The sequence below is a fragment of the Sodalis sp. RH15 genome (assembly GCF_047324255.1).
Lineage (GTDB): Bacteria > Pseudomonadota > Gammaproteobacteria > Enterobacterales > Enterobacteriaceae > Acerihabitans > Acerihabitans ligni.
In genome coordinates this window covers 828,705-841,967 of the sequence record NZ_CP178738.1, presented here as the reverse complement: position 1 = coordinate 841,967, position 13,263 = coordinate 828,705, and the positions used below count along the sequence as shown (strand labels likewise).

At 53.9% G+C, this 13,263-nt stretch carries 13 protein-coding genes; 5 read left to right on the top strand and 8 right to left on the bottom strand.

Going from position 1 to position 13,263, the window contains the following annotated elements:
- Positions 1–35: 35 nt before the first annotated feature.
- From fusA to fkpA, 8 genes are all read right to left on the bottom strand, one after another.
- Positions 36–2,141: an elongation factor G gene (gene fusA / locus ACL2XO_RS03830; protein ID WP_413726461.1), complete on the bottom strand. Its 2,106-nt coding sequence runs from the start codon at positions 2,139–2,141 to the stop codon at positions 36–38.
- Positions 2,142–2,237: 96 nt separating this feature from the next.
- Positions 2,238–2,708, bottom strand: a complete 471-nt coding sequence (rpsG, locus tag ACL2XO_RS03825; protein ID WP_011412093.1) for a 30S ribosomal protein S7 — start codon at positions 2,706–2,708, stop codon at positions 2,238–2,240.
- 94 nt (positions 2,709–2,802) lie between these two features.
- Positions 2,803–3,177: a 30S ribosomal protein S12 gene (gene rpsL, locus ACL2XO_RS03820; RefSeq protein WP_132923669.1), complete on the bottom strand. Its 375-nt coding sequence runs from the start codon at positions 3,175–3,177 to the stop codon at positions 2,803–2,805.
- Between the two features lie 132 nt (positions 3,178–3,309).
- Positions 3,310–3,597: a sulfurtransferase complex subunit TusB gene (gene tusB / locus ACL2XO_RS03815; protein ID WP_132923670.1), complete on the bottom strand. Its 288-nt coding sequence runs from the start codon at positions 3,595–3,597 to the stop codon at positions 3,310–3,312.
- Positions 3,598–3,613: 16 nt separating this feature from the next.
- Positions 3,614–3,973: a sulfurtransferase complex subunit TusC gene (gene tusC, locus ACL2XO_RS03810; protein ID WP_413742210.1), complete on the bottom strand. Its 360-nt coding sequence runs from the start codon at positions 3,971–3,973 to the stop codon at positions 3,614–3,616.
- Between the two features lie 9 nt (positions 3,974–3,982).
- On the bottom strand, positions 3,983–4,369 hold the full coding sequence (gene tusD, locus ACL2XO_RS03805; RefSeq protein ID WP_413726880.1) for a sulfurtransferase complex subunit TusD: 387 nt from the start codon (positions 4,367–4,369) through the stop codon (positions 3,983–3,985).
- Positions 4,370–4,371: 2 nt separating this feature from the next.
- On the bottom strand, positions 4,372–5,094 hold the full coding sequence (locus ACL2XO_RS03800; protein WP_132923672.1) for a transcriptional regulator: 723 nt from the start codon (positions 5,092–5,094) through the stop codon (positions 4,372–4,374).
- 373 nt (positions 5,095–5,467) lie between these two features.
- Complete coding sequence (fkpA, locus tag ACL2XO_RS03795) at positions 5,468–6,382, bottom strand: FKBP-type peptidyl-prolyl cis-trans isomerase (protein ID WP_132923673.1); 915 nt, start codon at positions 6,380–6,382, stop codon at positions 5,468–5,470.
- A 436-nt stretch (positions 6,383–6,818) separates the two neighbouring features.
- Here fkpA and ACL2XO_RS03790 point away from each other — a divergent pair, with 436 nt between their 5' ends.
- The 5 genes from ACL2XO_RS03790 (at position 6,819) to ACL2XO_RS03770 (ending at position 13,246) form a co-directional block, all read left to right on the top strand.
- Positions 6,819–7,892, top strand: coding sequence for a zinc-binding dehydrogenase (locus tag ACL2XO_RS03790; RefSeq protein WP_132923674.1), 1,074 nt, complete (start codon positions 6,819–6,821; stop codon positions 7,890–7,892).
- A 17-nt stretch (positions 7,893–7,909) separates the two neighbouring features.
- Entirely contained in the window at positions 7,910–9,478 is a 1,569-nt protein-coding gene (locus ACL2XO_RS03785) for an FGGY-family carbohydrate kinase (RefSeq protein ID WP_413742209.1), read from the top strand.
- Positions 9,479–9,757: 279 nt separating this feature from the next.
- Complete coding sequence (locus ACL2XO_RS03780; protein ID WP_132923676.1) at positions 9,758–10,675, top strand: ABC transporter substrate-binding protein; 918 nt, start codon at positions 9,758–9,760, stop codon at positions 10,673–10,675.
- A 94-nt stretch (positions 10,676–10,769) separates the two neighbouring features.
- Positions 10,770–12,260: a sugar ABC transporter ATP-binding protein gene (locus tag ACL2XO_RS03775; protein WP_132923677.1), complete on the top strand. Its 1,491-nt coding sequence runs from the start codon at positions 10,770–10,772 to the stop codon at positions 12,258–12,260.
- Between the two features lie 32 nt (positions 12,261–12,292).
- A complete protein-coding gene (locus tag ACL2XO_RS03770) occupies positions 12,293–13,246 on the top strand; it encodes an ABC transporter permease (RefSeq protein ID WP_413743028.1) in 954 nt (317 codons plus the stop codon).
- Positions 13,247–13,263: the final 17 nt, after the last annotated feature.

Here is a 13,263-nt window from a genome sequence, read left to right as displayed (position 1 = left end):
CGAGAGCACGGGATAATAATTTTAAACCCTAAAACTTATTTAGCTTTACGGGCTTCGATAATGGCCTGAGCAACGTTGTTCGGTGCCTCATTGTACTTCAGGAACTCCATGGAGTAAGAAGCACGGCCCTGAGTCTGTGAACGCAGATCTGTAGCATAACCAAACATTTCAGACAAGGGGACCTGCGCACGAACCGTTTTGCCGGTCGCAGTATCTTCCATGCCGTCGATCATACCGCGACGACGGTTCAGGTCACCGATCACGTCACCCATATAGTCTTCAGGCGTTTCAACTTCGACTTTCATGATAGGTTCCAGCAGAACCGGTTTGGCTTTCATGAAGCCTTCTTTAAACGCCATTGAAGCGGCAATCTTAAACGCCATTTCCGAGGAGTCGACTTCGTGGTAAGAACCATCGAAAGCCGCGACACGGACATCCACAATCGGATAACCGGCCAAAACGCCGTTCTTCAGCTGCTCCTGCACGCCTTTATCCACCGCGGGGACGTATTCTTTCGGAACAACGCCGCCGACGATTTCATTAAGGAATTCGTAGCCTTTACCACCGGGCTCCATCGGTTCGATACGCAGCCAGATATGACCGAACTGGCCACGACCGCCGGACTGACGAACAAACTTGCCTTCTTGTTCTACAGTATTGCGGATTGTTTCACGGTAAGCCACCTGCGGTTTGCCGACGTTAGCTTCAACATTGAATTCGCGACGCATGCGGTCAACGAGGATTTCAAGATGCAGCTCACCCATACCGGCGATGATGGTCTGACCGGATTCTTCATCGGTCCATACGCGGAAAGACGGGTCTTCCTGCGCCAGACGCCCCAATGCCAGACCCATTTTTTCCTGGTCGGCTTTGGTTTTCGGTTCAACGGCAACGGAGATAACCGGTTCCGGAAACTCCATACGCTCCAGGATAATCGGCGCGCTTTGATCGCACAGGGTATCGCCGGTGGTAACATCTTTCAAACCGATGGCCGCGGCGATGTCGCCCGCGCGCACTTCTTTGATTTCTTCACGTTTGTTGGCGTGCATCTGCACGATACGGCCGAAACGTTCGCGTTTGTCTTTAACGGAGTTCAGCACGGTATCGCCGGAATTAACCACGCCGGAATACACGCGGAAGAAAGTCAGGTTACCCACAAACGGGTCGGTGGCGATTTTAAACGCCAGCGCCGAGAACGGTTCTGAATCGCTGGAATGGCGTTCCGCATGGGTTTCGCCGTCTTCCAGCACGCCGTTGATGGCCTGAACATCGGTGGGCGCGGGCAGATATTCGATAACCGCATCCAGCATCGCCTGTACGCCCTTGTTCTTGAACGCAGAACCGCAGGTTACCAGGATGATTTCGTTGTTCAGCACGCGCTGGCGCAGGCCGTGCTTGATTTCTTCTTCGGTCAGCTCTTCGCCGCCGAGGTATTTGTCCATCAGCTCTTCGTTGGCTTCCGCTGCGGACTCAACCAGGTGCTGGTGCCAGGTATGGGCCAAATCAGCCAGATCCGCCGGAATCTCTTCATAATTGAAGGTGATGCCCTGGTCGGCTTCGCTCCAGTTGATGGCTTTCATTTTCACCAGGTCGACAACGCCGGTGAATTTTTCTTCCGCGCCGATGGCCAGTTGAATCGGCACCGGGTTAGCGGCGAGACGGGTTTTCAACTGATCAACAACACGCAGGTAGTTCGCGCCCATGCGGTCCATTTTATTAACGAACGCAATGCGCGGAACCTTGTATTTGTTTGCCTGGCGCCATACGGTTTCAGACTGTGGTTGCACACCGCCTACCGCACAGTAGACCATCACCGCGCCGTCAAGGACACGCATGGAACGTTCAACTTCGATAGTGAAGTCAACGTGCCCCGGGGTGTCGATGATGTTGATGCGGTGGGCATCAAACTGCTTGGCCATACCGGACCAGAAACAGGTGGTCGCAGCGGAAGTAATGGTGATCCCGCGCTCTTGCTCTTGTTCCATCCAGTCCATAGTAGCGGCGCCGTCATGGACTTCACCGATTTTATGGTTTACACCGGTATAGAACAGAATGCGTTCCGTGGTGGTGGTTTTACCGGCGTCGATGTGTGCACTGATACCGATATTACGGTAGCGTGCAATAGGTGTTATACGAGCCATTTGTATCCTCGATTACTGGGGCGTTCTATTCGAGCTAGCCCAAGCGGGCGAACTTTTTATCCCGCCCGCTTGGTTAGCATAACTACTGCGAGGCGGTTACCAGCGGTAGTGGGCGAACGCCTTGTTGGCATCTGCCATACGGTGAACGTCTTCACGTTTCTTAACGGCGGTGCCTTTATTTTCTGCCGCATCGGAAAGTTCGTTCGCCAGGCGCAGAGCCATAGATTTATCACCGCGTTTACGAGCAGCTTCTACAATCCAGCGCATTGCCAGGGCATTGCGGCGGACCGGACGCACTTCAACTGGCACCTGATAAGTAGAACCACCGACGCGGCGCGACTTGACTTCGACAGTCGGGCGCACGTTGTCCAGAGCTACTTCGAAAGCTTCCAGATGGCCTTTACCGGAACGCTGAGCCAGGGTCTCCAGCGCGGTATAGACAATTGCTTCAGCGGTAGATTTTTTACCGTCTACCATCAGGATATTGACAAATTTTGCCAACAGCTCAGATCCGAACTTAGGATCCGGCAGGATTTTACGTTGACCAATGACGCGACGACGTGGCATGAGATAACTCCGTTGTTAATTCAGGATTGTCCAAAACTCAATGAGTTCTTTGACATTAATAATAAAATGTTTGGCCTTACTTAACGGAGAACCATTAAGCCTTTGGCTTCTTCACGCCGTACTTGGAGCGGCCTTGCTTACGGTCTTTAACGCCGGAGCAGTCGAGCGCGCCGCGAACGGTGTGGTAACGCACACCCGGGAGGTCTTTAACACGGCCGCCACGGATCAGGATCACGGAGTGTTCCTGCAGGTTATGACCTTCACCGCCGATATAGGAGGTGACTTCAAAACCGTTGGTCAGACGAACACGGCATACTTTACGCAGCGCGGAGTTCGGTTTTTTCGGGGTGGTGGTATATACGCGGGTACATACGCCACGTTTCTGCGGGCAGGCTTCCAGCGCCGGAACGTTGCTTTTAGCAACCTTCATGGTGCGGGGTTTGCGTACCAGCTGGTTAATTGTTGCCATTCAATAAAGCTCCTGGTTTTTGCTTCGTAAACACGTAATAAATCACCTCGTTTTGCCGCAAGGCAGAGTACGAGGACGCAGAATTTTATGGCTCGCGGGTAAAGGTGTCAAGAAATATACAATAAACCCTGCTTACCATGCCATTTGTTGCGGCTGTTTTACCGTGAGGGAGACGAAATCATTATAGCCGATAACGGCAATTTTGTCTGAAAAATGAGCAGTCAATCCGCGGGCGGCCACATCCACGTCCAGCGCATACAGCCCCAGCGGCGCGGCGAGTAGTTTTTCCAGCGCCGGCGTGCCCGCCAGCCCGGCGATGACGCCGTCCTGCAGCAGGAGCAAATCGTCCCCGGCACGGGCGGTGAGCAACAGCGAGGCCAGATCGGAGGCGTAGGGGGAACGGCTTAAGGTATAGAGCATCGTGGATTCCGGAAGCTTAGAAGGTCAGCACAATATCAAATTCGGACAACCGCTGCCGCCAATCCGCCGCCGGCAGGATTTCGGTCTTGAGCACCCATTGTTGCCCCGCGTCCAGTCCGCGTTCAGCCAGCGACTCCCCACAGATATAAAAGCAGTCGACGTCGTAAATCGGCAGTACGCCGAAGGTGGCGATAAAATCGCGGGCCAGAATGTCCGCCGGTCGTTGTCCCGGCAATAGCAGCAACACGCCATCGGCAATGAAAAAAACGCCGATACCTTCGCAGACAGAGGAAGCGGCCAGGAGGGCATCGAGTCCTTCACGTCCGCAGGCGCTGCCATGGGGGCCGTGGGTGAAAACAAAAGCGAGGCGTTTCATGGCGGCACCCTAAAACTGAATGAAGCGATCGCAGTGGGCAACCGCTTGCGCCAGCGCCCCCAGGCCGCTCAGGACGAATCCCGGCTGCAGATTATTTCCGGGCAAATTCAACTGTTCGGCTTCCCGTTCATCGACAATACCGCGGCGCAGGGCGGCGGCGACGCAGACCTCCAGGGCCACGCCGTGTTCCTGGCCAAACTGCCGCCATGCGCGGACAAGATCCGCCTCGTCGCCGGCGGGGGAGGTATAGATATTGGCATTAAGCACGCCGTCCTGATAAAAAAAAACCGTGCCAATCCGGTGTCCCGCCGCCAGCAGCGCCCGGGCAAACTGCAGGGCGCTGGCGGACTGCTGGGTACCGTACGCAGGACCGGACACCATCAGGCAATATTCCAGGCTCACCGGTCCAAACCCAGGAAATCGCCGCTTTTGAACTGGCGGATATAGAGATAAACCGTGTGCTTGGAGATATTCAGCCGATCCGCTACCTGATTGATGGCGTCTTTGATATCGAAAATGCCTTTTTCATAGAGATTCAAAACAATCTGGCGATTCTTGGCGTTGTTGGACACGCCGCGATCGGCGTTCACCTCTTCGATGGTGAATTCCAGGGCCTGCGCCACCAAATCGTCCACCGACGAGGCGAAATTGACGGAGGTGGCGTTCTCCTGCGTCTCAGGGGGGATAAAGGTTTGCATAATTTGCGAAAACGGCACGTCAAGATTCATATTGATGCACAGCAAACCGATAACCCGCTGCTCGCGGTTGCGAATGGCAATGGTGACTGATTTCATCAAGACGCCGTTTTTAGCCCGGGTAAAGTAGGCTTTGGATACGCTGCTGTCCTCACCGGCCATATCGTGGAGCATGCGCAGCGCCAAATCGGAAATGGGCGATCCGATTTTGCGCCCGGTATGTTCGCCGTTGGCAATGCGTATGGCGGAACTTTTCAGATCCTCCAGCGAATGCAGGACAATTTCGCAATGTTCGCCGATTAACATGGCCAGCCCGTCGACAGCGGCTTCGTAGGAGGCGAGGATTTCGTGATCTACCTGACTGAATGGCCGTTCGTCCAAAACATCCAGTTCGGTAAAATCTGGGATCGGAAGAGAAGTAGACATGTGCAGACACCACCCGTTATAGAGAGCCTGTCGCGCAATCGGGGGGCAGACTCGGCTGTATAAAAAATTTACTGGCCGCTAGTCTAGCAAATACCGTAAAACGCTGTCCTTGTGTTTGGACAGATTTTTTGCAACTTCATGACCGGTAATACCTTTTTTAAGAATTTCACGGGATTTTCAGCCGGCGAACCGAGACAAGGTTCACTCCCGCCAAGGCGTAACCCTTGTCCCGACCTTACGTATCCCCATGGCAATGTTACAAAAAAGCGGCGTTCTCCTTGCCGGAAGAACACCGCCTTTGCGTGTCGGCAATCCGCCAGGCCGGGACGGAATGTTAAAGAATCAACACGCCGCGGCGACCTGGGACAGGAGCCTATTTGCCCGTTTCAGCCCCGGCTGCCGGCTGATCTGCCGACGGCTTCCCTTCGTCAGGTGTTTTGGCCGCCGGTTTGATGTCCAGCAATTCAACCTCGAAAATCAGGGTGGAATTGGCGGGAATGCCCGGTACGCCGGTTTTTCCGTACGCTTGTTCCGGCGGGATGACCAGTTCAATCTTGCCGCCCTTGCGCACTTCTTTCAGACCTTCGGTCCAGCCGGGTATTACGCCGTCAAGACGGAACGACAGCGGTTCGCCGCGCTTGTAGGAGTTATCGAATTCCGTGCCGTCAACCAGCGTGCCTTTATAGTTCACCACCACGGTATCGGTGTTGGTTGGGGCTTTGCCGGTGCCGACTTTTTCGACTTTATACAGTACGCCGCCCGGGGTTTTCTTCACGCCTTTTTGTTTGGCGAAATCGGCGCGGTATTTATCGCCCTTGTCGGCGTTATCTTTGGCTTCCTGCTCCATTTTAGCCTGCGCTGCTTCTTTCACGCGGGCTTCAAATCCCTGGAGAGTGGCTTCAATCTCTTCATCCGTCAGCTTGCTCTTATTGGCGAAGGCATCCTGGACACCGGCGATTAACTGGTCTTTATCAAGCTTAATGCCAAGCTTTTCCTGCTCCTTGAGGGAGTTATCCATATAGCGTCCCAAAGACGCCCCCAGCGCATAAGCCGCCTGTTCTTCGCTGCTTTTGAATTTGTCCGAGACGGCGTTGGCCGGGGCGGCGGCGGGAGCCGCCGTGGTGCCCGCGGCGGCGGGAGCATCGGCATTGGCGGCCGGCGCTGCGGCAGGAGCATCCGCATTAGCCGCAGGGGCTGCTGCTGCGGTATCCGCGGCCAGCACATGAACGGTATTGAGCGCAAACGCCATTGTGGCGGCCAGCAGCGTGACTTTAAACAGTGATTTCATCCATTTCTCCATAGCCTGGGCTATCTCTTCCCAAGTTTTATGACTAAGTTAAGCCGATACTATAGCTGTGAGCGTAAACACAACACAATCTCTATCCCGACTAATCGGGTCTTTCTCAGACTTTTTTTCCAAAGGGAAGTTTCGTTTTTCCCTTTTGCAATCTTATCGCGGCATCACAAAATCATAACAAAACCTCCACCATATGATTAAACATTAACATTTTGTGAGTTGACTCACTTTATTCCCATTCCAAACTATTATCATCTCGAAATGTTAACGTTGTCATTAAGCAAATAACACCAGCAGATCCTTACCGTATCCGTCGTTTTCGTTACCATAAAATGATGTATTTTTCTCGATAATGTGTTTTTAGTTAAAAAATGATAACGTCAACATTTTCTATTATTATTCAAAAATAGCTAACATGGAGCTGAAAATGAGCCAATTACCGGAATCTATGAAGGCAGTCGTCTGTCACGGCCCTCATGACTACAGATTTGAGCATATTCCCACCCCAAAACCCGGTCCGAAAGAGGTGGTAATAAAAGTCGATGGCTGCGGTATTTGCGCGGGAGATTGCAAAGCAAAAAGCGGCGCGCAAATGTTCTGGGGCGACGATCCCTGGGTGAAAACGCCGGTGGTGCCGGGGCACGAATTTTATGGCCGCGTGGTTGAATTAGGCGTAGGCGCCGCTGAAAAATTCCATATCAAACCGGGTGACCGGATATTAGCCGAACAAATTGTTCCGTGCTGGGAATGCCGTTATTGCAAATCCGGCAAGTATTGGATGTGTGAAAAACATGATATTTACGGTTTTCAAAAAACGGTCGCCGAAGGGGGCATGGCGGAATACATGCGGTTCTCTGAACGGGCCATCATCCATAAAATCCCTGAAAGCCTTTCTCATAAAGATGCCGCGTTGATCGAACCTATGGCCTGCGCCATTCATACCGTGGAACGGGCCGATATCCAACTGGATGATGTGGTGGTACTGGCCGGCGCCGGCCCGCTGGGACTTTGCATGGTGCAGGTGGCGCGGCTGAAAACGCCAAAGAAACTGGTGGTGATTGATGCCATTGATGAACGGCTGGAACTGGCCAAGTCGTTGGGAGCCGATGTGGTGCTCAATCCGAAAACACAGGATGTGGACGCTATCGTCAAAGGCATGACCGACGGCTACGGCTGCGATGTCTACATAGAAGCCACCGGCGCGCCCGTGGGCGTGACCCAGGGACTGCAGATGATCCGCAAACTGGGCCGTTTTGTGGAGTTTAGCGTATTTGGCAAAGAGACCACTGTTGATTGGTCGGTTATCGGCGATCGTAAAGAACTGGATATCCGCGGCGCCCATCTCGGCCCATACAGTTATGAAATCGCCATCGATCTGTTTGAACGCGGCCTGGTGACCGCGGAAGGCATCGTGACCCACAGCTATCCCATTGAAGAGTGTGATGCCGCTTTCGCCCTGGCGGATTCGGCCGACTCGATCAAAGTGGTCATCAATCCTTAGCACGGCGGGAGGCGGTGATGGATTATGTCATTGGAGTCGATATCGGGACGCAAAGCACCAAAGCCATCGTATTGCGTCTTGACGGCAAGATTGTGGGCCAGGCGTCCGCCGGTTATCAGGTGGACCAGCCGCAGCCCATGTGGGCGGAACAATGGCCGGATGTGTGGTACAAGGCCGTTTGCCAAACCATTGCCGCCTGTGTACGGGCGTCCGGGGTGGCGCCGGAGGAGATCCGCGGGGTTTGCGTCAGCAGCCTGTATGGCGGCGCCGGTATTCCGGTGAATAAAGAAATGCGGCCGCTATATCCCTGTTTGATCTGGATGGACCGCCGCGCGGCGGATGCCGTGGCCTGGGTGAATGAGCATGTGGATACGGAAAAGCTGTTTCGTATCACCGGCAATAGCCTGGACAGCTATTATGGCTACACCAAAATGCTCTGGATCAAACAGCACCGCCCTGATATATGGCGGGAGGTCCATCAATTTTTGCCACCCAATAGCTACGTCAATTATTTACTGACCGGACAGGTGGCGGTGGATCACTGTTCCGCCGGGAATATCGGCGGCGTGTATGATATCGACGCCCGCCTATGGTCCGATACGGCGCTGGATATGCTGGGTATACCCCGCCGCTTCATGCCGGATCGGCTGGTGGACAGCAGCGCGGTAGTGGGCGGGCTGTTGCCGTCAGTCGCCGCCGAACTGGGGCTGCAGCCCGAAACGCCGGTGATGGCAGGCGGGGTCGACGCCGCCGTGGCGACGCTGGCGGCAGGCGTGGTGGCGCCGGGGGATCATGTGGCCATGATGGGCACCAGCATGTGCTGGGGCTATATCAATCCTGAAGTGGATGCCGCCAACCGGCTGATTTCCATGCCCTATGTCATTAACGGCCGGCGCGATAACTATATTTTCGGCGGGGCCGGAACCGCCGGGGCGGCGGTCAGCTGGTTTCGCGATACGTTCTGCCAGTCTGAGGTGCAGTCCGCGGCGCAATCGCCCGGCGTAGATGTTCATCAATTACTGGAGCGCCAGGCGCTTAGCGTCGGAGCGGGCAGCGAAGGCATTTTATTCCTGCCTTATCTGATGGGGGAACGCAGTCCGCTGTGGGATCCCTTTGCCTCGGGTGTTTTTTTGGGCATGACGCTGGTTCATACCAAAGGACATCTTTATCGCGCCGTGCTGGAGGGCATTGCCTTTGCCCTGCGGGATAATATGGAGTGCGGACAAAAAGGCGCCGTGCGGCTGGAGCCGCGCCTGATCGTCGTGGGAGGGGCGGCGCGTTCCGATCTGTGGATGCAGATCATCGCCGACGTGACCGGTTATCCGGTATTCACGCTCAAAGAGGAGGTGGAAGCGCCGCTGGGGGATGCGCTGCTGGCGGCATTGGGGGTTGGATTGATTCGCGACGTGAATATTGTCAAAACCTGGAGCACGCTTGCAGAACGGGCACAGCCGGATGCGATGCGCCATGCCCATTACGATCGCCTCTTTGAACAATACCGGGAGGTTTATCTTAATTTAAAAGAGAATATGCATCGGTTGAGAATGTTGGCCAATGAACGGTCTTTATCCGATTGCCCTGGCTAAGCCGGGACAGCCGCCGGGTCATTTTAAAAGCGGTATTATTTAACGCTGTTAAATATATGACAAAGTCAAATGTTTGCACTGAATCACAATGCGCGGTAGTGATGTTAGTTAGCATCATGTTCACGTTGTCATATTAATATTTCCCGGCAGCGTATTACTGTCGATGTGAAAAAAGCATTTGTCTGTCAGCAATGACAGGCCCGTATACATATACGCAAGAATAATATCGATCAACAAATATTGATAATAAAAAACTCGACACCCTACAGGAGAGATAATATGTTGTCTACGATTAGAAAAACATTTGCGGTATGCTGTATTGCACTCACGCCTTTTATTAGCCAAAGCCTCATGGCGAAGCCAATAACCATCGGCATGTCTTTTCAGGAGATGAATAATCCTTACTTCGTCACCATGAAAGCAGCATTGGATCAAGCCGGCAAGGATATTGGCGCAACCGTGTATGTGGCCGATGCCCGTCATGATGTCTCCAAACAAATAAATGACGTGGAGGATATGCTGCAAAAGAAAATCGATATTCTGCTGATTAACCCGGCGGATTCGGTGGGCGTTCAGTCCGCGGTGCTTTCCGCCCATAATGCCGGTGCGGTGGTGGTTGCCATCGACGCCCAGGCACAAGGCCCGCTGGATTCTTTTGTCGGTTCCAAAAACTACGATGCGGGCTTTCTGGCCGGCCAATACCTCGGCAAGAACCTGAACGGCAAAGGGAAAGTCGCCATCCTGGACGGCATTCCGGTGGTGCCTATCCTGGAACGGGTACGGGGTTTCGAGGCGGCGATGAAAGCCTATCCGGATATTAAAATCGTTACTAAACAAAATGGTAAACAGGAACGTGATACCGCGCTGACGGTAACTGAAAATATGCTGCAGGCCAATCCGGACCTGGCGGGAATTTTCAGCGTGAATGACGTGGGCGCGCTGGGTGCCCTGGCCGCCATCCAAGCCAGCGGCTCGAAAGTCAAGCTGGTGAGCGTAGACGGTCATCCGGAAGCGATTAAAGAAATCCTGAAACCCAATTCTCCCTTTATCGCCACCGCCGCACAATTTCCTCGCGATCAGGTCAGAATCGGCTTAGGCATTGCGCTGGCCAAATATTGGGGCGCCAATGTTCCCAAGACAATACCGGTCGATGTCAAATTGATTGATAAATCCAATGCACAAGGTTTTAGCTGGTAACCGGCGGTGATACCCATTCGAGACATGAAGGGTATATATATTTCCGGCCGCCGCCAAACGGCAGCGGCCGCATTTGCCCGGCGAGGAATTTATCATGACGTCTTTATTGCAACTCAGGCAGATAAAAAAGTCATTTCCCGGCGTTAACGCATTAAACGGTATTAATCTGACCGTTGAACACGGGGAGATTCATGCACTACTCGGTGAAAACGGGGCAGGCAAATCCACGTTAGTTAAAGTGTTGTGCGGTATTTATCGCCCTGATGACGGCGATATTATTATCGAAGGGGAAACCAAGAAATTTGGAAATTATCGGGAAGCGATTAACGCCGGTGTCGGTATCATTTTTCAGGAGTTTTCCTTAATTCCTTACCTGGATGCGGTTGAGAATATTTTTCTCAATCGGGAAATACATAACCGCTGCGGTTTTTTAGACAGGAAAGCCATGCGCCGCCGGGTAAATCAAATTTTCAAACGCCTGGAGGTACAACTGGATCTGGAACGGCCGGTGGAGCAACTGAGCGTGGCCCAGCAGCAGTTTGTCGAAATCGCCAAGGCATTGTCCCTGGACGCGAAAATCCTGGTATTGGACGAACCCACGGCAACGCTCACGCCGGGAGAGGCGGAGCATTTGTTCAGCGTCATGCGCGATCTTAAATTGCTCGGGGTCGGCATGGTGTTTATTTCCCATCATCTGGAGGAAATTTTCCAGATATGCGACCAGATTACGGTGCTGCGTGACGGAGAGTACATTAGTACCGTTCCCACCGGCTCCACCGACATAGAACAACTGGTGAACATGATGGTGGGCCGCAAGGTGGAAAATGCCTTTCCGGTGAAAAACCATCTCATCGATCCCGATACCCGCTTGCTTGAGGCCAGCATTCAGCACAAAAAAAACGGCGTCACCGATGAATTCCATCTGCTGAAAGGGGAGATTCTCGGTTTTGCCGGCCTGGTGGGATCGGGCCGGACGGAACTGGTATCGGCAATGATCGGCGCTCGGCCCTGCTATCGCAAAGACATCAAGCTTCGGGGGGAAGCGACCGTGCTTCGTTCTCCGGCCCAGGCCCTTGAACACGGCATCGGGCTGCTGCCTGAAAGCCGCAAAACCGAAGGTCTGGTGCTGCCCTTTACCGTGTCGCAAAACATCACCCTTAATCGCCATGAAAAAGCCGCCCGCATTTTTATCAATGCCCGTAAAGAGCGCGGCATTGTCCAGCGATTGATCAAAGCCGTGGGGGTTAAGACTCCGGGCGGGGATACTCAGGTGAATACCCTCAGCGGCGGTAATCAGCAAAAGGTGGTGATAGCCCGTTGGCTGAACAACGATTGCAATATCCTGATTTTTGACGAGCCGACACGGGGAATCGACGTGGGAGCAAAGGCGGAAATCTATCAACTGATGCAGCAGCTGACTGAAAAAGGCATCTCGATCATCATGGTATCGTCCGAACTCCCTGAAATCATCGGCATTTGCGATCGGGTATTGGTTTTTCGCGGCGGACATATCGTAGCGGAACTCACCGGCGAACAGATCGAGTCAAACACTATTATGTTACATGCAACGGGGAGCTCATTATGAGCAGTATCGGCAATCCTTCTTCCCGCGATGTGATGACCCCATCGCCACGCCGCATCTATTGGGATAAATGCATGCGCCATCCGGCGGTTTTCCCTTTGCTGGGATTCATCATGCTGTTTGTCCTGATGGTTTTACTGAGCGACAGCTTTTTAACCTTCAATAACCTCACCAATGTGGCGCGGCAGGTTTCTATCAACGCCATTATCGCCGTGGGCATGACCTGCGCCATTCTCACCGGCGGGATTGACCTGTCGGTGGGATCGGTGATGGCGTTATCGGGCACGGTGGCGGCAGGTTTGATGATAACCGGCATACCGATGCCCCTGGCGCTGCTCGCCGGTTTGGCAATCGGCGGGCTGTTCGGCGCCATCAACGGCGCCTGCGTGGCTTACGCCCGGATGCCGCCGATCATCGTTACCCTGGCCTCCATGAGCGTAGCCAGGGGACTCGCCTTGATTTATACCGGCGGTTATCCCGTTTCCGGCCTGCCGGATCCGTTCGCCTTTTTCGGCCGCGGCGAGGTGATGGGCATCCAGGTGCCGATTTTGATTATGGCCGGCATCTACATCATTGCCTACGCCATGCTCAACCATATGTCGTTCGGACGGTATGTCTATGCCATCGGCGGTAATGAAGAGGCCGCCCGTCTGAGCGGCATTCGCATCACGCGCTACAAACTGCTGGTGTACATCATCAGCGGTATAACCGCGGCCCTGGCGGGCCTGGTGTTGACCTCCCGGCTAATGAGCGGGCAGCCCAATGCCGGGGAAGGATTCGAACTGGACGCCATCGCGGCGGTGGTGCTGGGGGGCACGGCCATTACCGGCGGTAAAGGAGCCATCATCGGTACGCTAGTGGGCGCCATGATGTTGGGCATCCTCAATAACGGACTGAACCTGATGGGGGTTTCCCCCTATGTCCAAAACGTCATCAAGGGCGGCATTATCCTGGCGGCGATTTATATCAGCTCAGAGAAGCGTAAGTGATTCTTTTATCAAGGAGG